At 61.8% G+C, this 25,057-nt stretch carries 25 protein-coding genes; 8 read left to right on the forward strand and 17 right to left on the reverse strand.

The window, feature by feature from the left end; all coding sequences use genetic code 11:
• Positions 1–11: 11 nt before the first annotated feature.
• Positions 12–836 (forward strand): Abi-alpha family protein, encoded by an 825-nt coding sequence (locus tag H351_RS32640; protein WP_019746907.1) that lies wholly within the window; start codon positions 12–14, stop codon positions 834–836.
• Positions 837–899: 63 nt separating this feature from the next.
• Here H351_RS32640 and hsaB read toward each other — a convergent pair whose 3' ends face one another.
• From hsaB to hsaA, 4 genes are read right to left on the reverse strand one after another with little or no spacing between them, the layout of a single operon-like run.
• Positions 900–1,484 carry a 3-hydroxy-9,10-secoandrosta-1,3,5(10)-triene-9,17-dione monooxygenase reductase subunit gene (hsaB, locus tag H351_RS27830; RefSeq protein WP_003945677.1) on the reverse strand — a complete coding sequence of 195 codons (585 nt, stop codon included), beginning with the start codon at positions 1,482–1,484 and terminating at the stop codon, positions 900–902.
• Positions 1,481–2,383: an iron-dependent extradiol dioxygenase HsaC gene (gene hsaC, locus H351_RS27835; RefSeq protein ID WP_003945585.1), complete on the reverse strand. Its 903-nt coding sequence runs from the start codon at positions 2,381–2,383 to the stop codon at positions 1,481–1,483. Before hsaC ends, hsaB begins: the two co-directional genes overlap by 4 nt.
• The gene (gene hsaD, locus H351_RS27840) at positions 2,383–3,261 is read right to left on the reverse strand and encodes a 4,5:9,10-diseco-3-hydroxy-5,9,17-trioxoandrosta-1(10),2-diene-4-oate hydrolase (protein ID WP_019746906.1); all 879 of its coding nucleotides are present in this window, start codon (positions 3,259–3,261) and stop codon (positions 2,383–2,385) included. The genes hsaC and hsaD overlap by 1 nt, the downstream gene beginning before the upstream one ends.
• A 10-nt stretch (positions 3,262–3,271) precedes the next feature.
• Positions 3,272–4,447 carry a 3-hydroxy-9,10-secoandrosta-1,3,5(10)-triene-9,17-dione monooxygenase oxygenase subunit gene (gene hsaA / locus H351_RS27845; RefSeq protein WP_029254465.1) on the reverse strand — a complete coding sequence of 392 codons (1,176 nt, stop codon included), beginning with the start codon at positions 4,445–4,447 and terminating at the stop codon, positions 3,272–3,274.
• A 195-nt stretch (positions 4,448–4,642) separates the two neighbouring features.
• Between hsaA and H351_RS27850 the strand changes: the two genes are divergently transcribed.
• Entirely contained in the window at positions 4,643–5,803 is a 1,161-nt protein-coding gene (locus tag H351_RS27850; RefSeq protein ID WP_003945847.1) for a 3-ketosteroid-9-alpha-monooxygenase, oxygenase component, read from the forward strand.
• 2 nt (positions 5,804–5,805) lie between these two features.
• Positions 5,806–6,177 (forward strand): hypothetical protein, encoded by a 372-nt coding sequence (locus tag H351_RS27855; protein WP_007734099.1) that lies wholly within the window; start codon positions 5,806–5,808, stop codon positions 6,175–6,177.
• A 73-nt stretch (positions 6,178–6,250) separates the two neighbouring features.
• Here the strand turns inward: H351_RS27855 and H351_RS27860 are convergent, their stop codons facing one another.
• The 6 genes from H351_RS27860 to H351_RS27885 all read right to left on the reverse strand — a co-directional run bounded on the left by H351_RS27860 (position 6,251) and on the right by H351_RS27885 (position 10,798).
• Positions 6,251–7,084 carry a hypothetical protein gene (locus H351_RS27860; RefSeq protein WP_029254463.1) on the reverse strand — a complete coding sequence of 278 codons (834 nt, stop codon included), beginning with the start codon at positions 7,082–7,084 and terminating at the stop codon, positions 6,251–6,253.
• Between the two features lie 196 nt (positions 7,085–7,280).
• Positions 7,281–7,907: a TetR/AcrR family transcriptional regulator gene (locus H351_RS27865; protein ID WP_007734097.1), complete on the reverse strand. Its 627-nt coding sequence runs from the start codon at positions 7,905–7,907 to the stop codon at positions 7,281–7,283.
• Positions 7,908–7,977: 70 nt separating this feature from the next.
• A complete protein-coding gene (locus tag H351_RS27870; RefSeq protein WP_029254462.1) occupies positions 7,978–9,234 on the reverse strand; it encodes an NAD(P)/FAD-dependent oxidoreductase in 1,257 nt (418 codons plus the stop codon).
• Positions 9,234–9,425, reverse strand: a complete 192-nt coding sequence (locus H351_RS27875; RefSeq protein WP_007734094.1) for a rubredoxin — start codon at positions 9,423–9,425, stop codon at positions 9,234–9,236. Before H351_RS27875 ends, H351_RS27870 begins: the two co-directional genes overlap by 1 nt.
• 30 nt (positions 9,426–9,455) lie before the next feature.
• Positions 9,456–9,626, reverse strand: a complete 171-nt coding sequence (locus tag H351_RS27880) for a rubredoxin (RefSeq protein ID WP_020906150.1) — start codon at positions 9,624–9,626, stop codon at positions 9,456–9,458.
• Entirely contained in the window at positions 9,623–10,798 is a 1,176-nt protein-coding gene (locus H351_RS27885; protein WP_029254461.1) for an alkane 1-monooxygenase, read from the reverse strand. The genes H351_RS27880 and H351_RS27885 overlap by 4 nt, the downstream gene beginning before the upstream one ends.
• Positions 10,799–11,116: 318 nt before the next feature.
• On the opposite strand from H351_RS27885, the gene H351_RS27890 reads away from it, so the two are divergent.
• Positions 11,117–12,550 (forward strand): DUF1254 domain-containing protein, encoded by a 1,434-nt coding sequence (locus H351_RS27890; RefSeq protein WP_020968429.1) that lies wholly within the window; start codon positions 11,117–11,119, stop codon positions 12,548–12,550.
• Between the two features lie 82 nt (positions 12,551–12,632).
• Here the strand turns inward: H351_RS27890 and H351_RS27895 are convergent, their stop codons facing one another.
• On the reverse strand, positions 12,633–13,139 hold the full coding sequence (locus H351_RS27895; protein WP_229757008.1) for an HIT family protein: 507 nt from the start codon (positions 13,137–13,139) through the stop codon (positions 12,633–12,635).
• Positions 13,140–13,242: 103 nt separating this feature from the next.
• On the opposite strand from H351_RS27895, the gene H351_RS27900 reads away from it, so the two are divergent.
• Positions 13,243–14,850 (forward strand): FAD-dependent monooxygenase, encoded by a 1,608-nt coding sequence (locus tag H351_RS27900; protein WP_029254458.1) that lies wholly within the window; start codon positions 13,243–13,245, stop codon positions 14,848–14,850.
• Here the strand turns inward: H351_RS27900 and H351_RS27905 are convergent.
• The 6 genes from H351_RS27905 to H351_RS27930 are packed head-to-tail and all read right to left on the reverse strand — an operon-like array spanning position 14,837 to position 20,416.
• Positions 14,837–15,325, reverse strand: coding sequence for a VOC family protein (locus tag H351_RS27905; RefSeq protein WP_020906146.1), 489 nt, complete (start codon positions 15,323–15,325; stop codon positions 14,837–14,839). The two genes, H351_RS27900 and H351_RS27905, sit on opposite strands and share 14 nt — an antisense overlap.
• The gene (locus tag H351_RS27910) at positions 15,322–16,074 is read right to left on the reverse strand and encodes an SDR family NAD(P)-dependent oxidoreductase (RefSeq protein WP_029254457.1); all 753 of its coding nucleotides are present in this window, start codon (positions 16,072–16,074) and stop codon (positions 15,322–15,324) included. Before H351_RS27910 ends, H351_RS27905 begins: the two co-directional genes overlap by 4 nt.
• 3 nt (positions 16,075–16,077) lie before the next feature.
• Positions 16,078–17,121: a 4-hydroxy-2-oxovalerate aldolase gene (dmpG, locus tag H351_RS27915; protein WP_029254456.1), complete on the reverse strand. Its 1,044-nt coding sequence runs from the start codon at positions 17,119–17,121 to the stop codon at positions 16,078–16,080.
• Positions 17,118–18,020, reverse strand: coding sequence for an acetaldehyde dehydrogenase (acetylating) (locus tag H351_RS27920; protein ID WP_019746894.1), 903 nt, complete (start codon positions 18,018–18,020; stop codon positions 17,118–17,120). Before H351_RS27920 ends, dmpG begins: the two co-directional genes overlap by 4 nt.
• 8 nt (positions 18,021–18,028) lie before the next feature.
• Positions 18,029–18,814 carry a 2-keto-4-pentenoate hydratase gene (locus H351_RS27925; RefSeq protein ID WP_003945480.1) on the reverse strand — a complete coding sequence of 262 codons (786 nt, stop codon included), beginning with the start codon at positions 18,812–18,814 and terminating at the stop codon, positions 18,029–18,031.
• Positions 18,815–18,817: 3 nt separating this feature from the next.
• Positions 18,818–20,416 carry an FAD-binding protein gene (locus tag H351_RS27930; RefSeq protein ID WP_029254455.1) on the reverse strand — a complete coding sequence of 533 codons (1,599 nt, stop codon included), beginning with the start codon at positions 20,414–20,416 and terminating at the stop codon, positions 18,818–18,820.
• A 115-nt stretch (positions 20,417–20,531) separates the two neighbouring features.
• Between H351_RS27930 and kstD the strand changes: the two genes are divergently transcribed.
• The 3 genes from kstD (at position 20,532) to H351_RS27945 (ending at position 24,936) form a co-directional block, all read left to right on the forward strand.
• Complete coding sequence (gene kstD, locus H351_RS27935; RefSeq protein WP_181881548.1) at positions 20,532–22,256, forward strand: 3-oxosteroid 1-dehydrogenase; 1,725 nt, start codon at positions 20,532–20,534, stop codon at positions 22,254–22,256.
• Complete coding sequence (locus tag H351_RS27940) at positions 22,246–23,103, forward strand: MaoC/PaaZ C-terminal domain-containing protein (protein ID WP_003945880.1); 858 nt, start codon at positions 22,246–22,248, stop codon at positions 23,101–23,103. Before kstD ends, H351_RS27940 begins: the two co-directional genes overlap by 11 nt.
• Positions 23,104–23,172: 69 nt before the next feature.
• Entirely contained in the window at positions 23,173–24,936 is a 1,764-nt protein-coding gene (locus H351_RS27945) for a cholesterol oxidase substrate-binding domain-containing protein (RefSeq protein ID WP_020906140.1), read from the forward strand.
• Positions 24,937–25,057 lie beyond the last annotated feature (121 nt).

Raw genomic sequence — 25,057 nt, forward strand, 5'->3', positions numbered from 1 at the left:
GGAGTATGAGTATGAGTGAGCACGACCATCGCCTGATCGTCGAAGCGGAATCGTACGACTGGGCTGCGGACATCGCGCCGGTCGAATCCGTGGAAAAGCGTCTGATCCGCAGCCTTGTCGGGCTGACTGCCACGACGACGCTCACGTCGATCAAGCTGACGGGTTGGGCTTTCGGGACGGCGAAGGAGGCGACGCGGCAGATCGTTCAGGCTGCCGCCGAAGCCGCGGCAGAGGCCGCTGAATCGGCCAATGTTCAATCCGAACGTCGGGCCGAGAACTCCAACGGAGACGGCTCGCGGACCGAAAACCTACGGGCGGCAATGGCAACTCGTACCAATCGCAAACAGAGCGTCGAAGCCACTCTCGCGGCGCTGCGGGCACGCGGCGACAGGTTGCTGGACCGTTCCGCGGACGTGACCGATCGCGACGATCTGCACCCGGCCTACGACCGGATCCTCGACGAAATCGCGCCGGACGAAGCTCGAATTCTTCGGTTGCTGGCCACTTCAGGTGCGCAACCGAGCGTGGACGTACGTACGGCGCGGCCGTTCGGCGTCGGCTCGGAGATGATCGACGAGGGTCTGTCGATGATCGGAGAACTGGCGGGATGTCGCCATCTGGACCGCATCAGCGCGTACCTGAACAACCTGCATCGGCTCGGTTTGGTGGCGTTCTCACGCGAACCCGTCGAGGCCGACCGGTACCAGGTGGTCGAGGTCCAGCCGTCGGTGATCGAGGCGGTCAAGCGAGCCGGACGATCCAACAAGATAGTGCGTCGTAGCATCCTGCTGACGCCGTTCGGTGACGACTTCTGTCATACCTGTTTTTCTCTTTAGGGCCTCCGGCCCCGTGAGTGGTTAAGGAGCCCCTGGACTCCTTAACCACTCACGGGGGTGCCCCTACAGCCAGGTATCTTCTGTCGTGGTCGTCAGGAACGCTTCCAGATCGTCACGCCAGGTAGCCGGAACAGTCTTGTCCGGCTCGATGCCCGTGTACTGCCCGCGGTAGAAGAGCAGCGGGCGTTCGGTCTTGATCTCACTCATCGACGACACACGGCCGAAGACGACGTAGTGATCGCCGCCGTCGTGGACGGTTTCCACCGTGCAGTCGATGTGCGCGAGCGACTTGTCGATGATCGGTGACCCCAACGGTGATGGCGTCCAATCGATGCCCGCGAACTTGTCCGGCTCACGTGACCCGAAACGAGCACACACCGCCTGCTGTTCCTCCGCCAACACGTTGACGGCGAACTTCCCGGTCCGCTCGATTGCCGCCCACGACCGAGAACCCTTGGTGGGGCAGAACAACACCAAAGGCGGGTCGAGTGACAGGGCGGCAAAAGACTGACACGCGAACCCGACCGGCTCACCGTCGTCGACTGTCGTGATGATGGTGATACCCGTGCAGAATTGCCCGAGAACCGTGCGGAACTGGCGTGGATCGATAGCCTGCTCCGCACTCACCGACGCGTCGGGCGAACTCACGGCTTCATTCCCACCGTGAAGTCGTGACCCCACAGGCTCACGGCCGTGCTTTCCCTCGCGATCCAGTTTTCGTCCTCGACCTCTAGCCCCTCACAACCGAATTCGATGTCGAACCCGCCCGGAGTCTTCATGTAGAACGAGAGCATCTCGTCGTTGACGTGGCGGCCGAGAGTCGCCGACATCTTGACCTTCTTGCGCAGTGCCCGGTCGAGGCACAGTCCGACGTCGTCGGAGTTCTCCACCTCGAGCATCAGGTGCACGATGCCCGTCGGGTTGGGCAACGGCAGGAACGCCAAGCTGTGGTGACGCGGGTTGCAGCCGAGGAACCTCAGCCACGCCGGGTCGCCGTCCGCGGGCCGGCCGACCATCTGCGGAGGCAGACGCATCGAGTCGCGAAGCTTGAATCCGAGTACGTCGCGGTAGAACCGCAGCGAAGCATCGTCGTCATCGGTGGTGAGCACGACGTGGCCGAGGCCCTGCTCGCCCGTCACGAACCTGTGCCCGTACGGGCTCACGATCCGGCGGTGTTCGAGAGCAGCTCCGTGGAACACCTCGAGGGAGTTGCCCGAGGTGTCCTCGAACGCGATCATCTCGACGACGCGACGGTCCTTGAGCTGCTCCGCCGTGCCTTCCTTGAACGGAACACCGGCTGCTGACAACCTGTCACGGATATCCTGCAGCTCAGCCGCATTCGCGGTTTCCCAGCCCGAGACGAGCAGACGGTCCGTGTCGTTCGGAACGATGACAAGACGCGCCGGGAAGTCGTCCATACGCAGATACAGCGATTCCGCGTCGACGCCCTTGCCCTCGATCATTCCGAGGATCTTGAGTCCGTATTCGCGCCACGCGGCCATGTCGGTGGCCCCGATGCGCATGTACGCCAGAGATCGAATACCCATCATTTACCTCCGTCGAGCAGGAAGTCGGTTGCGAGCCGGTTGAATTCGTCGAACTTCTCGAGCTGCGCCCAGTGACCGCAACCGCCGAAGACGTGGAGTTGCGCGCGCGGGATCATCTTGAGCGCAACCAGTGCGCCGTCGAGGGGGTTGACCCGATCCTCACGGCCCCAGATCAGCAACACACGCTGACGGAGCTTGTACGCCTCGCGCCAGAGCATGCCAAGCTCGAAGTCACCGCTGGAGAAGGACTTACCCATCGCCTTGGCCGCAGCCAGCGACTCGGGAGTGCTGGCGGCAGCAAAGCGTTCGTCGACGAGTTCCGGCGTGATCAGCTTCTGATCGAAGACCATGATCCGCAAGAATGCTTCGAGGTTCTCACGTGTGGGCTGGTAGCTGAACTTCCCGAGGTTCTTGACGCCCTCGGTGGGGTCCGGCGCAAACAGGTTGACACTGAGACCGCCGGGGCCCATCAGAACGAGGCGACCCGCACGGTCCGGGTAGTCGAGCGCAAAGCGAACAGCAGCGCCACCACCGAGCGAATTGCCCAGCAGGTCAACGCGACCGGTGATCTCGAGCGTGTCCAGAAGATCATTGAGCGCCGACGCACTGTGCACGAAGTACTGCGGATGCTCCGTCGGCTTGTCGGACTGCCCGTAACCGGGCTGATCGACGGCGATGACGTGAAAGTTCTTCGCCAACACCGGAATGTTGCGGGCGAAGTTCGACCACGACGACGCGCCTGGGCCACCGCCGTGCAGCAGCACGATGGTCTTGTCGTTTCCGACGCCTGCCTCGTGGAAGTGCAGTTTCAGATCGGGGCGCACTTGCGCGAACCGCGAAGTGGACTCGTAGGTGAGAGCTTCTTCGGTGGTTGTCACTGAGCCTCCTCTAGACCATCGTGTCGGTGATCGGCAGACCGAATTCGCCGGTTCCGAACATGACGTATGCGCGTTCGGGATCGTTCGCGGCGTGGACGCGACCAGCGTGAGCGTCGCGCCAGAAACGCTGAATCGGAGTGCCGTTCTGCAGTGCCGTGGCACCGGAGTTCTCGAAGAGCTTGTCGATCGAGGCGATCGCACGGCCAGTGGCGCGCACCTGGTCACGTCGAGCGCGCAGCCGCAGTTCCATCGGAACCTCTTCGCCCGCAAGGATCAACGCGTACTCGTCGGCGACGTTGCCGGAGAGCTGACGCCACGCGGCGTCGATGTCGCTGGACGCCTCGGCGATGCGCACCTTGGCAAACGGATCGTCCTTCGACTTCTCGCCGGCGAACGCAGCGCGCACACGCTTGCCCTGGTGCTCGACGTGCGCTTCGTAGGCGCCGTAAGCCATTCCGACGATCGGTGCCGAGATCGTGGTGGGGTGAATGGTTCCCCACGGCATCTTGTAGACCGGCGCGGTGTTCTTCTCGAGGCCCGGGGCGGTCAATTCGCTCATCGCCCGGAAGCTCAGAACGCGATGCTTGGGAACAAAAACATCCTTGACCACAACGGTATTGGAGCCGGTTCCACGCAGGCCGACCACATTCCACACGTCGTCGATCTGGTAGTCCTCGCGAGGAATCAGGTAGCTCACGAAATCGACTGCGCGGCCGTCCTTGAACACCGGACCACCGAGAACGGCCCAGCTGGCATGGTCACAACCCGAGGACCACGCCCACGCACCGTTGACCTTGTATCCGCCCTCGACTACTTCACCCATACCCATCGGAGCGTAAGAGGACGAGATGCGCACGTCAGTGTCGTTGCCCCACACGTCTTCCTGTGCCTGCTGAGAGAAGAGGGCGAGGTGCCAGTTGTGTACCCCGATGATCGAGGAGACCCACCCTGTGGAACCACACGCGCTGGCGATCTTCTTGACCGCGGAGTAGAACAGCACCGGATCGGCTTCGTATCCGCCCCACTGCTTCGGCTGCAGCAAGCGGAAGAAACCTGTTTCCTGAAGAGCCTTGATGGACTCGTCGGGGATACGACGCAGATCCTCGGTCTCCTGTGCGCGCTCGCGCAGTGCCGGCAGTAGTGCGTCGAGCCTCTGCATCACCTCGTGGCTGTCATGGTTACCCACTTCGACGCTCCCGTCTTCCTCGATCGGTTGGTTCACTTACACTTGAGACTAGAACACGTTCTCTTTTCTGTCGAGACGCTGACAAAGGTCCCGTTTGTGGCCGCAATGCTGTAACAAGTGCCCCCAAAATCTGGCGGAACCGGATCGAGTTCTATAACGTGTTCTACTAACAGCTAGAAGGGATGTGAGGTCACAATGGCGCAGATTCGCGAGATCGACGTCGGAACGGTGCAAACTCGTTTCGCCCGCGGTTGGCACTGCCTGGGTCTACTGAAGACCTTCAAGGACGGCAAACCGCACGCGATCGAGGCTTTCGGTACGAAGCTCGTGGTGTTCGCCGACAGCAAGGGCGACATCAAAGTTCTCGACGGATACTGCCGTCACATGGGTGGTGACCTCACACAAGGCGAGGTCAAGGGCGATTCCATCGCCTGCCCCTTCCACGACTGGCGCTGGGGCGGCAACGGCAAGTGCACCGGCATTCCTTATGCCCGCCGCGTGCCTCCGCTCGCACGCACCCGCGCGTGGACGACCCTCGAGCAGAACGGTCAGCTCTTCGTCTGGAACGACCCCGAGGGCAATCCGCCGCCCGAAGAGATCGTGATTCCTCGTATCGAGGGTGCGTACAGCGACGAATGGACCGACTGGACCTGGAACTCCATGGTCATCGAGGGGTCCAACTGCCGCGAGATCATCGACAACGTGGTCGACATGGCGCACTTCTACTACATCCACTACGCCTTCCCGACGTACTTCAAGAACGTCTTCGAAGGTGAGATCGCCACTCAGTACCTCAACACCACGGGCCGTCCCGACATCGGAATGGCCTCCCAGTACGGCGGCGACACGCTTCTTCGCTCCGAAGCTGCGTATTACGGACCGTCGTACATGGTCAATCCCCTGTGGAACAGCTACAGCGGATACGAGGTCGAGAGTGTTCTGATCAACTGCCACTACCCGATCAGCCCGGACTCGTTCGTGCTGCAGTGGGGCGTGACGGTGAAGAAGCCGACGGGTGTCTCCGACGAGATGGCCGACAAGTTGGCCGGCAAGTTCACTGAGGGCATCAGCGAGGGATTCCTGCAAGACGTCGCGATCTGGAAGAACAAGACCAAGATCGAGAATCCCCTTCTCTGCGAAGAAGACGGCCCCGTCTACCAGCTACGACGCTGGTACGAGCAGTTCTACGTGGACAAGGCCGACGTCACCGAGAAGATGACGCAGCGCTTCGAGTTCGAGGTGGACACCACCAAGGCAAACGAAGCCTGGCACGCCGAGGTCGAGGAAAACCTCGCACGCCAGAAGGCCGAGAAGGAAGCTGCAGCAGAAGCGGCAAAGAAGGAAGCAGAGGTCTAGTCGTGAGCGCCTCGATCGGAACCGACGCACGGTGGGCTCGTTGGGCCAAGGCACCGGACTTTGCCGGGCAAACGGAACGGCTCGAGGCGATCGCGGCCCAGACGATCGAGGACAAGCACGAATACCTCGACTCGGGTCTGCAGGAAGTCGACTGCAAGGCATGCGGCGCGTGTGTACTGGTTCGCAAGAACACGTACAAACACACCAGCGTGCAGTGGACTTCCGACCCGGCGCTGCGTTGCCACACCTTCAAAGAGGCAATTGCTTCCGGGCAGTCGACGGCATTGAAAGACGGATGCCCGAAACTGCACGACAGCATCGCCGACGCGGTTAGGGACGGCACCATCACGGTGCGTGATCCCGAGGTCAGCTGACCTGATTGTGCAGAACGAGGGCCGACCCACCACGGGTCGGCCCTCGTTTTACGTTCCAGCGCCTGCGCGTCCGTCAGGCAGGCGGTCGCACCTTTCGTGCAGCCACCGCGTAGACGTCGCTCGACGTGGTGAGAGAGTTCTTTCCGCTGGCCGCCGGCACTCCCCCGCGTAGATTCACGGCCCAGTTGAGCGCACCCAGCGGTCCACACCCGCTGGCTCCCGGCGCCGCAAACACCGCATCCGAATGTGGGACTGCCGGGAACACTGCACCGGGGAACTCACCGATAGGTTCCGACGGAGGGTTTCCGGTTGTGGTCAGGTGAAGGTTGATCGGATTCGAAACCGAACCGATGTAGCAATCGTCACCGAGCAAGGGATTAGACAGTTTCAATCGAACAGGCATGGTGAGTTCCTGCTCGAGAACCTTCAGATCCGGGACTCCCACCGATTCCACCGTCGCGCTGATCTGAGTCAGTCCCAGCGGAGTATCGATCCCGAGAGCACCTCCGGGTACCGAAATCGGATTGGAATAGACCCCGTTGGACCCGTCCTGCTTGGCGACGAACGTCTCGATGAAACTGTTGTCCGGCTGGGTCGCGTATTTCACTCCGCCCGCAACCTTGAGGCTTCCGTCCGGGATCGGCACCGAAAGTGCGCCCAATTTCATGGTCCCTCCGCGAACTACGACGCTGTCGCACGTCGTCACCTCGAGATCCTCGATCGGGCACGTGCCCCAACCGTCGAAGGTCAACGGATCAACCGCTGCCGCACCGGAGGAACCGAGCGATCCGCTGCCGGAAGACCCTGACGATGATTCGTCGGCAATTGCCACACCTGCACCGGCCATGACAAATGTTGCAACTAGCGCGACTGTCGACATCACTCGAGATTTGTTGCGGCTCTTCATCTTCGAATTCCTCCACCGTTGACGGAAATTCACGAGAGCCACCCCCTGCGGATCGCACCTCGATCTACGCCCGGCACGCTACCGAGAAGTGAGACGCGGATTCACACATAACGACGATATTTCCCACCAAAGAACTACGGCGATCCGCTCGATCGAACTTCCGTCCTAGCCCGGAAACCGTATCGATCCTGTCGGCTCAGTTCGGTTCGACTGTGCCCGAACCGATGACCTGATCGAGGAACGGCCCGAACATCTCCCCCAGGTTCTCGGCGATCTGATCGGGGGTACCGAAAGACAACGTCACGTGACTGATCGCCAGACGCACTATCGTGCTGCCGAACATCTCGGCATGGATGCGGTCGACGTTCGCCCAACTGGTCATGAAGATCTCGGCCAACCTCGCGCTCGCATGTTCGAGCAGCGGAGTCCCGTCAGTGGTGACCAAACTCAGCAGGTCGTGCTGCGGCCGGGGACCGACAATGCTGACCACCATCGGATCCCGGGCACCGGCGTCGAAGAAGGCACGAAATGCAGCCGAGACCGCGCCACGAGGATCCGAATGATGCAGCGTTACTTCGCGTTCCACTTCTTCGAGAAACTCGTCGACAAACCGGATGAGGTATCCGGACGCCAATCCCTGGCGAGACGTGAACTCCTTGTACAACGTCTGCCGGCTCATACCCGCAGCTTCCGCGATATGCGCCATCGTGATGTCGTTCCACGATTTCTCGGTCAAGAGTTCGCGTGTGGCGTCGAGCGCTGACGCACGGAGGAGTTGACGAGCTGCCTCGTGGTACGGGACACGGGCACGAGCGGTGGACATATCGGGAAGATTTCCATCGCCCGTGCTCGGTGTCAAAACGGTGGACACGCAAGCAACAGAAGTCACGAACTCAGAGCACCGGTAAGGCGACAAGACCCGCCGCAAGTTCGGTCAGATCCCTGTTCGAATCGGCGAGTACGTCGACGCTGATGTCCGGGGAGCGTTCGATAAGGGTTCGGACGGCGCGAATGTCCTTCGGCCGGCCCACGCTCACAGCACCGACGATATTTCCGTCGCGCATGCAGATCGCAGTGAAGTCATAGGAGTCCAAGTCTCCTCGAACAATCACGGTGTCGTCCGCGCCTGGCCAACCAGCTACTTGAATGTTGCGGCCGAATTGGTTCGACCAACTCCATGGGACGGATTCGAAGGGTTCTTCCTTCCCGACGATGGTCTTGGCAACTGCAACTGCGTGGTCCTGCGCAGTGTTCCAGTGCTCACCACGGTGCATGCCGCCGAGAAAACCGTTGGGCACGTTGGCCACATCGCCGATCGCGTACACATCAATGACGGAGGTCCGGAGGTATCGGTCGACCGAAATCCCGTTGTCCACCGCAATACCCGCAGCAGCAGCCACATCGGTATCGGGCAAGGATCCGATTGCGACGACGGCCAAGTCCGCAGTCCACTCACGCCCGTCACGCGCACGTGCGGTGACACCGTCGACACCTGTCGTCAGCGTCTCGAGGTCGACCCCCGTCTGCAAGGCGACGCCGGCCAAGTTGTGCAGCGCGGCGATCTTCTCCGCTATCGACGGTGGAAGCAGCCTGGACAGGGGCAGCGGTTGCGCTTCGAGAACCTGCACACTGCAACCCAAGTCACGTGCCGTTGATGCCACCTCCGATCCGATCAAGCCACCGCCGACCACCAGTAGCGAGGATCCTTCGATCAGCTGGGATTGCAAGCGTCGCATGTCTGCGATATCCCGAAGATAGTGAACGCGCTCGGAATCTTCCGCGGTCAACCGTCGGGACCGTCCACCCGTGGCAAGAATCAGAACGTCGTAGTCGACGCCGTCACCGTCGGCTAAATGTATGGTGCGGGAATCTGTGTCGATTCTCGTGACAGTCACGCCGATCCGAAGGTCGATACCCTGCTCGTTCCAGAAAGTCGACGGCCGCAACCGAACCCGATCGATCGACGCTTTCCCGGACAGTAGTTCCTTCGACAGTGCCGGACGTCGGTACGGCTCCTCCGTTTCGCTGCCGATCAGGATGATGCTGCCGCCGAACCCTTCCTTGCGTAGGGCCTGCGCAGCACCGGAACCGGCGATGCCCGTGCCCACGATCACCACGGTCCGGGTGTCGGGCTCACTGACCGCTGTCATCAGCGGTCCACCTCGACCATCTCGAAATCGACTTTGGCAGCACCACAATCAGGGCAGGACCAGTCCTCGGGAATCTCGTCCCAGCGAGTGCCCGGCTCGATACCGTCGTCGGGCCAGCCGATCGCTTCGTCGTATTCGAACCCGCACTGGAGGCAGCGGAACAATTTGTAAGCAGTGGCAGTCTCGGACATCGGTTTTCCTTTCGCCTGTGAATAGTTCGATCAGGATTGCGCGACGAGCGTGAAGTCGACCTTCTCGCGGACGCCGCAGTCGGGGCAGCACCAGTCGTCCGGGATACTCGACCACGCGGTACCTGGCGGAAAACCCTCTCGCGCAGCGCCTGTCGATTCGGTGTACGTGTAGTCGCAGATCGGGCAGATGTAGGCGTTCATGCATTCACCCCGTAGGCCGCGAGGATCTTGGCGCGCTTCTTCGGCGCGATGTTGACCTGGGTGATGTCGCCTCGGTAGTGCTCGAGAACGCGGTGGTCCATCACCTTGCGCCACAGGGGTGGGACTGTTGCGAGCATGATCATGCTGGCGTAGCCGCTCGGGAGCTGAGGGGCCTCTTCCATACTGCGAAGCGCCTGGTAGCGACGTGTCGGATTCGCATGATGATCGCTGTGCCGCTGCAGGTGGTAGAGAAAGACGTTGGTGCAGATGCGATCACTGTTCCAGCTGTGTGCCGGCGTGCATCGCTCGTACCGTCCGCTTGCGGTTTTCTGACGTAGGAGTCCGTAGTGCTCGAGGTAGTTGATCGCTTCGAGTAACGAGAACCCGATGAAGGCCTGGATCACGAGGTACGGCGCAATGCCGATCCCGAATACTGCAAGCGCGACACCGAACAGGACTACAGACATGAGCCAGGCGTTGAGCACGTCGTTCTTGATGCTCCAGTGTGTGGTGCCCAAACGCTCGAAACGGGTCTTCTCGAGATGCCACGCCGACTTCAATCCCCCGCCGACGCTGCGCGGCCAGAAACCGTAGAGGGTCTCACCGAAGCGCGAGGTAGCCGGATCTTCCGGAGTCGACACTCGAACATGGTGGCCACGGTTGTGCTCGAGGTAGAAGTGGCCGTAAGCGCTCTGTGCGAGAACGATTTTGGACAACCAGCGCTCGACGCTCTCCTTCTTGTGCCCGAGTTCGTGGGCGGTGTTGATGCCGATTCCGGCCGTCACGCCGATCGTCACTGCGAGCCCGATATTGGAGAGAACACTCAAATCCCAACGCGCCCAGATGTAGCAGGACAGGAAGAAGGCCGTGTACTGCAGCGGCAGATAGGCGTAGGTGCACCACCGGTAGAAGCGGTCGTTCTCGAGTTCGTCGATCACCTCGTCGGGCGGATTCTTCCCGTCCTCACCCGCAAGGATGTCGATGACGGGAATGAGAGCAAACGCAATCAGTGGGCCGGTCCACCAGAAGACATTCCATCCGGTGGCGGTAACAAGCCCCACGGCGATGAAAGTTGCCGATGACGGAATCAGCGCCAACAGCCATAAGTAGCGTTTCCGGTCTCTCCAAGTTGCGGGCCGACCATCTGGCTCGGTGTACACCAACGCCGCCATCGAATTCTCCAGTTCTCGTTCGGATCAGTGAGTGCGTCCTGCGCGGCAACCCGCGACACAAACAACATCTATGTATAGAGAGTGGACAAATTGCGGTCTTTTGTCAACGATTTTGAAGGTAAAAGTTCTACAAACATGCTGATTTGTACACGCCGGAAGCTCGGGGAGGGCCGGGTGTCGCCTTCGGAATCCCCGGTCGATCCGCTCGCCAGAGCGCAGTTCTCATCCTTGACGGGCGATCCCCCAGCGCTCCAACCGTGATTGTGTGGTCGAAGTCGGCGCGCACTGCCACGCCGCGACCGAGCGAGAGGATCGACGATGGGGCACTACGACGACTTGGCGGACTCGAAGTTCGAGACCGGATTCCCGACTCGCGAGACTTCGATCTCGTTGCGAAACGAGTTGGTGTTCCAACGAGCCGTACAGAGCTATCTGTGGTCATTGCCGGCGATCAACATCTGGGCGATGAAAGAGGGTTCGGAATCGACGTTCGGTGCCGGATACAACGTCCTCCCGATATGGCAAAACCGAATCGATGCAAAGACTCTCGTGACAACCCCGAACTTCGACGTCGTTTATGCCATGGGATATCTCGATCTCGACAAATACGGCCCTTTGGTCGTCGAGGCCCCGGCGGGAGTCCAGGGGATTTTCGACGACTTCTGGCAACGTCCGATCGTCGGCCCCACTATCGAGGGACACACTTGGAAAGGTGATGTCGGCTTGGCGGGGCCCGACGCCGGATCCGGTGCGACATACGTGCTGCTGCCACCCGGGTACTCCGGGCCGGAACCGGCCGAGGGATACATCTACCGCTCACGCACGAACAACGTATTCCTTTTCTGGCGTGCGTTCTTCGCCGATCCCGCCGATTTGTCTCCCGCTGTCAACCGGATCGAGAGCACCGTCATCTATCCCCTCGGACAGAAGGACGGCGCGTTACCCATGCAGTTCCCTCGCGCTTCAGGGGTGGAATGCAACATGCTCTTTCCACAGGACGGCACCTACTTCGAGATGCTCGACAGGTTCATCCAGAGCGAGGCCGTGGACCCCTATGACCTTGACCTGCGCGGCTTTCTCCACACACTCGGAATCGAAAAGGGAAAAGCATTCGATCCCACTCCTGACGACCGAGAACTTCTCGACAAGGCCGCTCGCACAGCATTCAAGATGTCCAAGGTGACCGTGACCAGCTTGCTGGCGCTCGAACCGGGGGGCACCTACTATCCAAATCAACCGTGGGTCAACACTTTCGCCGGCGAGAATACCGAGTTCCAATCGAGCGGCACATTCACGAATCTCGAGCAGCGCGGTGCGTTCTTCACTGCGGCGTACTCCAATTCACCTGGCATGGTCGTGAACATCGTCGACAAGGGCGCAAAGTACCCGGCGACCATGAAAGATTCCGAAGGAAACTGGTTGGACGGGGGGAACTCGTACTCACTTCATCTACCTCCGGACTTGCCCGCGGCGCTTTTCTGGTCAGTTGCTCTCTACGACAGCGTCACCGCGTCCGGCCTCGACAACGGACAACCCTTCCCCTCGGTCAACACGATGGACAAACCAACGATCAACCCCGACGGGTCACACGACATCTACTTCGGGCCGACCAAGCCGAACGCTGCAGACGAGACGAACTGGCTCCGAACTCTGCCGGGAAAGGGCTACTTCGTGATCCTTCGTCTCTACGGCCCTGGCAAGCCATTCTTCGACCAGACATGGACGCCAGGTGATCTCGAGCCGATACGCTGACGCCTACGCGGAAATGGCCATTTCGCGAATTCACTACCCTGTTCCTCCGCCTGCCCCAGCACTCGGCCGAGTGCGTATTGGATCAGAATTCGAGGAACCGAGGGCGCAAAAGTGCACCGAAAGGCGCTCGAGCTTGGGGTGAAACGTATGCAGCCTCGCCATGCCGGGAGTACAGGCGATCGTCCTCGTAGCGCGGAAATACGTGGACGTGGTGGTGCCAGACGTCCTGGTTGCCCGCCGGTTCGTTGTGCTGCCTGGTCGAGACACCGTCACAGCCGTATTCTTCACGAATTGCAACAGCCACAGCCTGAACCAGGTCGAACACCGAGTGCCCGACGCTCGTGGGCAAAGTGTAGAGATTCTCGAAGTGTTCGATCGGTGACACAAGTACGTGGCCAGGGTTGTCCGGCCACCACTTCGGGGAAATCCGAGCAATTACATTGTCGGTTCGGGCGACGAGGTCGGTCGACGCGTTGTACTCGTCGAACTCACCGAGCGCGTAGCGACAGAACGGGCAGCGGTACCCCGGCGGCTCATGATGCAACTCGTCTGCCCTCACCTCGCGATCTTCCCACGATCTTCGATCCATGCAGGAAACCCCCAAAATGTCCGATTAGGGTCAATTTCCCCAAAACAGAAGTTCGCTTACCCATACTGAAATGACCGACTGTCCCCGACGTGAGTGGGTCCTCATGGATACCGACGTATTGGTAGCGGGCGCCGGCCCGATCGGTTTGACCACCGCGATCGAGCTGCGCAGACGCGGCATCTCCTGTCGAATAGTCGACCCCCTCGACGAACCGCGGCAATACGCGAAAGCCGTCGGGATTCAGCCACGCACTCTCGAACTTTTCGAGAACATGGGGGTGCTCCGCCATGCACTCGACGCCTCGACACTGATGCGCGGTCAGATCATGTACACGAACGGCGTCGAGGTCGCCCGCGTCGACCTCACCCTCCCCGAGGACGTTCCTTACTGGTTCCTCTGCCTCCCCCAGTACTCGACGGAGCGCATCCTCACCGAGCGACTCGCCGAGCTGGGGACAACCGTCGAACGCGGAGTCGGTCTCACCGCATTCGAACAATCCGACGGCGCCGTCACCTGCGCACTCAGCGACGGCAGCACCGTGAATGTCCAGTATCTGGTGGGTTCCGACGGCGCTCACAGCGTGGTCCGCAAAGGGCTTGGCCTGAGCTTCGAGGGCGGCGCGTTTGCGGAAAGCTACATGCTCGGTGACGTCGAAGTCGACTGGTCGATCCCCAGCGGCTACTCCGTCCGCGCCGACCACACCACCGACGACGGAACCACCGACGACCTACTCGTCTGCATCCCACTTCCCGGACACAAGCGGTACCGCATGTCGATGCTCGTTCCGGACGATTTGATGCCGGACGAATCGTCGAACAAAGCCTCTGTACAACACGGTTTTTCAACCGGCAAGACACCTGAACTCCATCACATCCAGGCCGTGCTCGACAGACTGTCCCCAGAACCGACAACCGCCTCGATGCTGCGATGGTCCTCGGTCTTCCGCATCAGCCACCGCATCGTCGACGCTTACGGTCGCGGACGGGTTTTTGTCGCCGGCGACGCCGCGCACATCCATCCCCCGACTGGCGCGCAGGGCATGAACACCGGGATCCAGGACGCCCACAATCTCGCATGGAAGGTAGCGCTCGCCGTCAAAGGCGTTGCAACAACAGATCTTCTCGAGACCTACGACGCCGAAAGACGGCCGGTCGGTGAAGAAGTCGTTGGGATGACCGTCCGAAATGCTCGAGAAGGAATCGGTTCGGGAGAGTCCTCCATCGACACGGCAATGCGGCGCCAGGCTCAATTGTTGATCGACTACTCGGAGAGTCCACTGAACACCGGGCGTGATTCTTCGAGTCCACACGTCCAACCGGGCGAGCGTGCACCCGATGCACGCGGAATGCGCCGAGACGGTGTGCAGTATCCAATTCGGTTGTTCGACTTGCTGTCCGGAGTCGACCACACGTTACTGCTGACTTCGGACGGATCCACAGAGAGCATCAACAGCCTCGAGAAGGTCGCCGACGCCGCCATTCGATCAGCGCACGGCATGTTGGACGTCTACGCGATAGTGCCACCGGGAACCGTGACCGTCGATTCGTTGGTGCCTATCATCGAGGACAACGACTCGCAGCTATGCGCCGCGTATGGGGTCGAAGGCACGGCGGCGCTGGTCATTCGCCCCGACGGCTACCTCGGATTCCGCGGTCACCCGGAGAACGTTTCCGACTACTTCGCAAAAGTGTTTGCCGTCAATCAGGAATGAGCGAAGCGAACATCAACCGGATCTCGGGTGAGAGCTTCATCAACTCGACGTATCCACCCAATGGCCCGGCATCGAGGTAGGAGAACTCCATGCCGGCGCCCTCTACCCGACCTTGTTGCACCACCGACATTCCGCGACGCTCGGCCTCTAGCAACGTCGCCTCGTAATCGTCTGGAACCCAAGCCATGTGATGAACTCCGACGCCGTGAGTCTCCAGGAATTCCGTGTACAGGTTGCGTCCGGATACTGGTTGGATCAGCTCGAGCTGTTGGCTGCCCGCATATCCGATCGACACGTGCACGACATAGTCCGCGGGCTCCCCGCGATACGTTGTGGTCTCGGGGCCAAAGACGATGCCTGGCATACGCAGCCACCGCTCCACTCCCCACTGCCGAGTGAACTCCTGTTCGGCAGCCTCGATGTCCTCGACCACCCAGCAGATCTGGAAGATCGGTCCCGAGACCAACGGGTTCATGCCATTTTTCCGTTGTCGACCGAGTAGACGGCCCCGTGTATCGCCGAGGCGTCGTCGGAGGCCACGAAAGCCACCATCTTCGCAACGTCCTCGGCTTCCATCAAGCCACGCGGCGACGCAACCTTCATGACGAGATCGAAGTCGACTCCGTCGGGGAAGGTGAATCCGGTGACTTGAGGAGTCATCATGCCGCCGGGGCAGATTGCGTTGACACGCAGAGATTTTCCGGTGAACTCCATCGCCATCGCACGGGTCAGTCCGATGAGTCCGTGCTTGGCAGCGCAGTACCCAGCCGAGTACGCCTGCCCTTCCAGCCCCGCGATCGAGGAGACGTTGACGATGTTGCCGCCCCGGTCCAGCAAGTGCGGCAGTGCTGCGCGGGAAAGGAAGAACGGTCCGTTCAGATTGACCGCAAGGTCATGTGCCCATTCGGAATCCGCAATATCCGCCGTATGACGAAGCGAGTGCGATCCCGCCACGTTGACGAGGATGTCGATACCACCGAGCGCGTCGACACACGCTTGCACGGCCACATCACACTGAGCAGAATCCGAGACGTCCGTCGCTGCGTAACGACGCTCACCGTCCGTGCCGACCACCTCGACCATCGACTGCCGCAGCTTTTCCTTGTCACGGGCGATACCGAAAACCTGTGCGCCCCTGCGGTGGAGGATCTCGGTGACGGCGCGCCCCAACCCTGAGGACGCGCCGGTCACCAAGGCCACTTTTCCGGCCAGTACGTCTGCCATGGCCTAGGAAGCCGCTGCTTCGCGCTGGAGTTCCAGCGCGATGTCGATCAACTGATCTTCCTGGCCGCCGACCAACTTGCGCTTGCCTGCGCGCACCAACAGTTCCGCGGACGACACTCCATACCGCTCGGCCTGACGCTCGGCATGCTTGAGGAAGCTCGAGTACACGCCGGCGTAGCCCATCATCAGTGCTTGACGATCGAGCAGGCATTCCTGCGGCATTGCCGGGCGCACAACATCTTCGGCTGCATCGGCGATGGCGAAGAAGTCGATACCGGTCTTGACGCCGATCTTGTCGCAAACACCGACGAAGGCCTCGACCGGGGCGTTGCCGGCGCCGGCACCGAACCGACGGGTACTACCGTCGATCTGCTTGGCTCCCGCACGAACTGCCGCAATGGAATTGGCGACGCCCAGGCCCAGGTTCTCGTGGCCGTGGAAGCCGACCTGAGCGTCATTGCCGAGTTCCTGAACCAGCGCCTCGACGCGATCGGATACCTGCTCGAGTACCAGCGCGCCGGCCGAGTCGACCACGTACACACACTGGCAACCCGCGTCGGCCATGATGCGAGCCTGCTTGGCCAGCTTATCCGGCGGAATCGAGTGAGCCATCATGAGGAATCCGACTGTTTCGAGTCCGCGCTCACGCGCGAGGCCGAAATGCTGGATGGATACGTCGGCCTCGGTGCAGTGAGTTGCGATGCGGCAGATGGACGCACCGTTGTCCTGCGCGATGACGATGTCGTCCTTGATGCCCAACCCGGGCAGCATCAGGAAGGCGATCTTCGCGTTGGTCGCCGTCTCGACTGCAGCTTTGATCAGTTCCTGCTCGGGAGTCTTCGAGAAGCCGTAGTTGAAGGAGGACCCGCCGAGGCCGTCGCCGTGAGTGACCTCGATGACCGGCACTCCGGCTCCGTCGAGCGCACCGACGATGGCTCGTACTTCTTCGACGGTGAACTGATGACGCTTGTGGTGGGAGCCGTCGCGCAGTGACGTGTCGGTGACGCGGATGTCCCAGCTCGAATCGAAATGAATCATGTCGCTCATGCCTTCACACTCAGAAGCTTCTGGGCGATTTCCTCGCCCACCTTGGTGGCTGCTGCCGTCATGATGTCGAGGTTGCCCGCGTACGGCGGCAGGAAATCGCCTGCGCCTTCGACCTCGACGAACGTGGTGACCGTTGCATAGCCACCGGAAACGACGCTCGGTTTGTCGAACTGCGGTTCGTTGAGCAACCGGTAGCCGGGCACGTACTGCTGGATGTCCTTGACGACGCGGTGAATGGAGTCGGTGATCGCGGCCTGATCGGCGTCTTCGGGGATAGCGCAGAAGATTGTGTCGCGCATGATCATCGGCGGGTCCGCGGGGTTGAGGATGATGATCGCCTTGCCGCGCTGTGCGCCGCCGATGGTCTCGATACCGCGGCTGGTGGTCTTGGTGAACTCGTCGATGTTCGCGCGAGTTCCCGGGCCGGCGGACAACGATGCAACGGAGGCGACGATCTCGGCGTACGCCACGTCGACGACACGCGATACCGCGTAGACGATCGGAATGGTTGCCTGCCCACCGCAGGTGATCATGTTGACGTTGGGTGCGTCCAGGTGTTCACGCAGGTTCGCGGGCGGAACCACAGCCGGGCCGACCGCGGCCGGAGTCAGGTCGATGGCACGGATACCGGCGGCCTCGTAGCGTGGTGCTGCCTCGCGGTGCACGTATGCCGACGTCGCCTCGAAGACCAGGTCCGGTTTCTCCGCCTGGTTCAGCAACCAGTCGACGCCCTCGGCGGAGGTCTCGAGTCCCATCTTGCGGGCGCGCGCCAATCCTTCACTCTCGGGATCGATTCCGATCATCCATCGCGGTTCGAGCCACTCGGAACGCTGCAGTTTGTACAACAGATCGGTACTGATGTTTCCCGATCCGACGATCGCCACACTTGCCTTGGTCATGACTACTCCTACGTGAACTGAAGAGAGACGGAACCGAGGCCGCTGAACTCGGCTCGGAAGTTGTCGCCTGGATGAGCGTCGATCGCTCGCGTGCACGAACCCGGCAGAACGATGTCGCCGGCCTTGAGCCGAACTCCGAACGTGTCGACCTTCTGCGCCAACCACGCGACAGCGGTGACCGGGTTACCGAGAACCGCATCGCTGCGCCCCTCCGCAATCCGCTCGCCGTTGCAGGTCAGCACCGCATCGATCGCCTTGATGTCGATGTCCGACGGGCGAACTCGTTCCTTGCCGAGAATGAACCCGGCGGAGGACGCGTTGTCCGCGATGGTGTCCGAGAGGCCGATCTTCCAGTCCTTGATCCGGCTGTCGATCAACTCGATGGACGGCGCATAGGCGACAGTGGCGTCGATGACGTCTTGTTCGGTGCACCCGGCGCCCGGCAGATCTGCTCCCAGAATGAAGGCGACCTCCACCTCGACGCGTGGGAAGCAGAAGCGCGACGTGTCGACCGGACGGTCCTCGAACTCTTCCATCTCGGCGAGCAGGTGACCGTAATCTGGCTCGTCGACGCCCATCATCTGCTGCATCGCCAGTGACGAGAGCCCGACCTTGTGTCCGACCACCTTTGCGCCACCGGCAACACGACGCCTGATGTTGATGAGCTGGATCTCGTAGGCGTCGACGACGTCGATGTCCGGATACGTGGCGATCAGCGGGCTGATCGGAGCGCGATCCCGTTCCGCCGAATCAAGATGGTCGGCAAGTTCGCCGCGGATCTGCGTCGAGAGCATCGTTCAGGCCTTTCCGACTGTGGAGAATGCGGCTGCATGCTGACCGGCTCGTCGTCCGGAGAACACGCAGTCGGCGAGCGACAAGCCGCTCACATACGAGTTGGAACAGATACCGACGGCGGTACGGCCGGCGGCATACAGGCCAGGGATACCCTCCCCGGCCTCGTTTTTCACCATCCCGGACGATTCGTCGACCACCAATCCACCGAGCGTGAGCATCGGGCACGGATTCATCATGTTGGGCTTGATCGAGACGTCGTACATCGTGAACGGCGCAGACAGTATCGGCCTGACGAAGTCCGACGGTTTGCCCATCGGATCAGGTTGTCCGGCAGCGGCAGCGGAGTTGTGCGCGTCGACGGTGGCTTGAAGGCCGGCGACGTCTATCCCCGCTTTACGGGCGACCTCGGCAATGGTGTTGCCACGCAATGCAGTACGCATCATGCCGGTGGTCTGTACCCGCTGGAACCACATCGACTGGTCACCGATCTGCGATTTCGCTTCGCGAACGAGTTCGGAATCTGCCAGCAGCCAACCGATTCCGCTGCTCTTCTCCGCCATCGCCTGACCGAGAGCGGCACCGTAACGTGACTCGTCGACGATTCGCGCACCGGACTCACCCACCAGGATGGAACCGAGAAAAGCACTCGGCGGGACGATGAATCGCCAGGCGGAAACATTGCCGAGCTTGTCCGTGGCTCCCCCGGCTTCGATACCGAGGTTGATGCCTTTGCCGTCGTCCCCGGAGGTGCCGAGCGGGATACCGCCCTTGTAGGCGGGGGCATGGGTGCGCATCATCTCGCGATTGGACACGAAGCCGCCGGCGCTGAGGATCACGCCGCCGCGTGCCTGGATGCGAATCCGCTTAGCGTGCTTCTTCTCGATCTTCGCGATGAGTGCGTCGAGAATCGTGCGCAACTGCGGCGCGTAGACGCCGGGCTTGGAGGACAGAGATCCGAGCGTCGCGTGACGGCGACGAACTCCGGCAGGTGCGTCACGAAGAGTCAGTACTTCGACGCCGATCACCCGGCCGTCCTCGATGATCAGCCGGTCCGCTCTCGTCTGGCCGAGCAACTGGACGCCCTTGGCCTCCGCGGACTTCGCGAGCGGGCCGTAGAGCATCTTTCCCGACGTGCCACGCCCCTTGGCACGATGACCGCGAGGAGCAGGTTTTGCGATGTCACGGAACCCGCCGGCAGATTCGCTACCCGAGAAGTAGAGGTAGTGCTTGTTGCTCGGGTACGACGTCTTGTAAGGACAGAGTGAGGCCTCGAACGGCACGCCGTGACTGCGCAGCCAGTCGATCGACGCCGGGCTCTCGTCGACGAACCGGCGCAGAGTCTGCGGCGTCACCGCGTCACCGACCTCGCGGTTCAGGTAGGCGAGCATGGCTTCGGGACTGTCCTCGACACCGGCTTCCTTTTGAATCACGGTGCCGCCGCCGGCGTAGTAGATTCCTCCGGAAATCGTGCTGGCACCACCACCGAGTGCTCGGTCGATCGCCAAAACCGACGAACCGGCCGCTACCGCTTCGAGCGCCGCACTGGCGCCCGCCACACCGAACCCGACCACAAGGACGTCAACCGAAGTATCCCAGGTCACACCGCACCATCCTCAATCTCACTGCAACGTGTTTCGTTATCAATGACAACGTCCGGAAATACTTCCTGGCAGAAAGCATGGACTGACACCCCCATCATTCTATAACGTGTTCTACATGAGCAAGCAGGAATACGACATCGTCGTCGTCGGCAGTGGTGCCGCAGGTATGACAGCGGCCTTGACCGCAGCCCACCAGGGCTTGAGTGTGGTCATCGTGGAGAAAGCCGCCCACTACGGCGGATCGACCGCCCGTTCCGGTGGTGGGGTCTGGATCCCCAACAACGAGGCACTTCAGGCGGACGGTGTCACCGATACCCCGGAGGCCGCACGTTCCTACCTGCACAGCATCATCGGCGACGTCGTCGCTCCCGAACGCATCGACACCTATCTCGAGCGCGGTCCCGAGATGCTCTCGTTCGTGCTGAAGAACAGCCCTCTCGAACTGCAGTGGGTGCCCGGCTACTCCGACTACTACCCGGAAGCTCCCGGCGGACGCCTCGGTGGCCGCAGTGTCGAGCCCACCCCGTTCGACGGCAACAAGTTGGGCGCCGACCGCAAGAACCTCGAGCCCGACTACGTCAAGGCCCCCAAGAACTTCGTCATCACCCAGGCCGACTACAAGTGGCTCAACCTGCTGATGCGCAATCCTCGCGGACCCCTGCGCGCCATGAAGGTCGGCATGCGATTCCTCGCAGCCAAGGCCACAAAGAAGGATCTGCTGGTTCGCGGCCAGGCGCTGGTCGCCGGTATTCGACTCGGACTTCAGTCCGCCGGAGTACCCATCCTGCTGAACACCCCCCTGACCTCCCTGTACACCGAAGACGGCGCAGTTCGCGGCGTCAACGTCATCGTCGACGGCGAAGAGCAGGTCATCCGCGCTCGCCACGGAGTTGTGTTGGGTTCCGGCGGATTCGAGCACAACAAGGAAATGCGTGAGAAGTACCAACGCGCACCCATCGGCACCGAATGGACCGTCGGTGCGAAGGCAAACACCGGCGACGGCATCCGCGCAGGCCAAGAAGTCGGCGCTGCAGTCGATTTCATGGACGACGCCTGGTGGGGCCCGTCCATTCCGCTGACCGGCGGACCGTGGTTCGCTCTCTCCGAGCGCACCCTCCCGGGCTGCATGATGGTCAACATGTCGGGCAAGCGCTTCGGCAACGAGGCTGCTCCGTACGTCGAGGCAACCCATGCGATGTACGGCGGCGAGTACGGTCAGGGCGAAGGCGTCGGCGAGAACATCCCGACGTGGATGATTCTCGATCAGCGCTACCGCAACCGCTACACGTTTGCCGGTATCACTCCCCGCTCCCCCTTCCCCGGCCGCTGGCTCAAGGCCGGCATCGTGGTCAAGGCGGGAACCATCGCCGAATTGGCCGAGAAGACAGGGCTTCCCGTCGCATCGCTGACCGAAACCGTCGACCGGTTCAACGGCTTCGCACGCAACGGCAAGGACGAGGACTTCGGACGCGGTGACAGTGGTTACGACGCGTACTACGGCGATCCCCGACTGAAGAACCCCAGCCTCGCCGAAATCAGCAAGGCTCCGTTCTACGCCATCAAGATGGTTCCGGGTGACCTCGGCACCAAGGGTGGTATCTGCACCGACGTCAACGGCCGAGCACTACGCGAAGACGGAAGCGTCATCGACGGTCTCTACGCCGCTGGCAACGCGAGCGCTCCGGTCATGGGCCACACCTACGCCGGACCAGGCGCGACCATCGGTCCCGCAATGACTTTCGGTTACCTGGCAGTACTCGACATCGTCGAGCGTGCGAAGAAGGCCGAGAGCACCGAGGCACCGGCAGCTGAAAAGACGGCGGTCGACCATGCCAATTGATCCGAAGATCGCACTCGGCGCCGAGCTTGCGCCACAAGAGTTCTCATGGACCCCGTCGGATGTGCAGCACTACCACCTGGCACTAGGGGCAGGTGCTCGTCCGCTCGATCCGAACGAGCTTCGATACCTCGACGACGAAAAGCCTCAGGTACTACCCACCTTTGCCACCGTCGCCGCCAACTTCCACGCCACCGAAGCGCCGAAGGTCTCGTTCCCCGGCGTCGAAATCGATCTGGCGAAGGTAGTCCACGGGAGCCAGGAAGTCACTGTCCATCAGCCGATCCCGGCAAGTGGAAGTGGCCGCACCACAACTCGAATCGCCGAGGTCTGGGACAAGGGCAAGGCCGCGGTGATCGTGCAGGAATCCGTCACGGTCGACGCCGAGGGCAACCCGCTGTGGACAGCTCGCTCGTCCATTTTCGCCCGCGGCGAGGGTGGTTTCGGGGGTGAACGTGGTCCGTCGGAGTCGATTACGCTTCCGGATCGCGAAGCAGATGAGACAGTGGTGACGCCTGTGCTTCCACAGCAGGCTTTGCTGTACCGGATGTGTGGTGATCGGAATCCGTTGCACTCGGATCCGCAATTCGCCTCCGCGGCAGGCTTTCCAGCGCCTATCCTGCATGGACTGTGTACTTACGGAATGGTCTGCAAGACCGCAGTGGATACCATGCTCGACGGCGACAGCAGTCGGGTAGCCGGATTTCGGGCCCGCTTTGCCGGGGTCGTATTTCCCGGCGAGAACTTGAGTATCCAGATCTGGAAAGACAATGGGCGACTCCTGATCTCAGCTTCCGTACTGGAGCGCGAAGCTCCTGCCCTGGCTGACGTAGTTCTCACTCTTGTCTGATACCAACCTGTCTGATACCCACCTGTTAGAACTCACCGTAGTTCTCGAACCCGATGGAGTAGCCCGAAGATGACGGCACAAGACGAAAAGTTCCGACTGTCCCGACGAGGTTTCATGGCCGCTGGAGCCGGCGCCGTGGCAGCGACCGCATTCGCCGGCTGGACGCCGGCCTACGCCGTCCCCGCCGGCTCCTCCGGCTCCGCGGGTGGTCCTGTCTCCACCCTCACACCGCCGCCTGCCTTCCCCGAAGGCATCGCGCTGTACCAGCAGGCGTATCAGAACTGGTCCAAAGAGATCATGCTCGACGCGATCTGGACCTGTTCGCCCAAGACGCCCGAAGACGTAGTCCGCCTCGCCAACTGGGGCCATGCCAACGGCTACACCATTCGTCCCCGCGGTGCCATGCACGGCTGGACGCCGCTGACCATCGTCAACGGTGCGCCGGTCGACAAGGTCATCCTCGCCGACACCACGGTCCACCTCACCGGCGTCTCCGTCAACGCCGGTGGCAGCCCGGCTACCGTCACCGCAGGACCCGGCGCGACCCTCGACGCCATCACCACCGCACTGCAGGCACAGGGCCTCGGGTTCGCGAACCTGCCGGCGCCAGGTGTGTTGACCATCGCCGGCTGCCTCGCCGTCGACGCGCACGGTGCAGCGCTCCCCGCCGAAGGCGAAGCACACGTTCCCGGACAGACTTTCGGCTCCCTCTCCAACCTCGTCACGTCCCTGACCGCAGTGGTCTGGAACGGCAGTGAGTACGCGCTCGAGACGTACGCGCGTAGCGATGCAGCGATCAAGCCGCTGCTGACTCACCTCGGACGCACCTTCCTCACCTCCGTGACCTTGCAGGCCGCTCCCAACTACCGCATGCGCTGCGTCAGCCACACCGACATCGGTTGGCAGGAACTCTTCGGTGCCCGCGGAGCGTCCGGACGCACCTTCGAGAAGTTCGTCCGCGAAAACGGTCGCGCAGAAGCAATCTGGTACCCCTTCACCGAACGCCCGTGGATGAAGGTGTGGTCACTTGCCCCCACCAAGCCGCCGTTCTCGCGTGAGGTGACCGGGCCCTACAACTACATCTTCTCCGACAACCTCCCGGAGCCGGTCACCGACATGATCGGGCAGATCAACGCCGGAAACCCGGGCATCGCACCGGCATTCGGGCAGATCATGTACGCCACCACCGTTGCCGGACTCGCCGCGACCTTCTCCAACGACCTGTGGGGATGGTCCAAGGACGTCCAGTTCTACATCCGGGCCACCACCCTTCGTCTGACCGAGGGCGGCGGAGCCGTCATCACCTCCCGCGCCAACATCGGCCAGGTCATCCACGACTTCACCCAGTGGTTCAACGGCCGCATGGAGTACTACCGCTCTATCGGACAGTTCCCCCTCAACGGCCCCGTCGAAATCCGTTGCTGCGGCCTCGATCAACCCTCGGACGTCGAGGTCGACTCGGCAGGCGCCCCCACCATCTCGGCCATGCGCCCGCGCCCAGACCATCCGGAATGGGACACCGCCATCTGGCTCAACGTCCTCGGCGTCCCCGGAACCCCCGGCATGTTCGCGTTCTACCGCGAAATGGAACAGTGGATGCGTAATCACTACAACAACAACGACGCCACCTTCCGCCCCGAGTGGTCCAAAGGCTGGGCGTTCGGCCCCGACAAGCCGTACACCGACGCCCCGATCATCACCCAGGGCCTCCCCCAGACCTACCGCGACGGCGTCCCATCGAGCGACAACTGGGACACCGCCAACGCCGCATACAACGCGTTGGATCCGCACAAGGTCTTCAGCAACACCTTCCTGGACCAGTTGCTGCCCTGAGGTCCAAGCACCAGGCACGCACTCTGCCAACTCGACGGTCGTCGCCACTCCCCTACTTTCGGGAGTGCGGCGGCCGTCGTGCGTTGCAGTGAGCGGGATGAAGGAGTCCCCCGCATCCCGA

The sequence above is a fragment of the Rhodococcus erythropolis R138 genome (genome assembly GCF_000696675.2).
Lineage (GTDB): Bacteria > Actinomycetota > Actinomycetes > Mycobacteriales > Mycobacteriaceae > Rhodococcus_F > Rhodococcus_F erythropolis.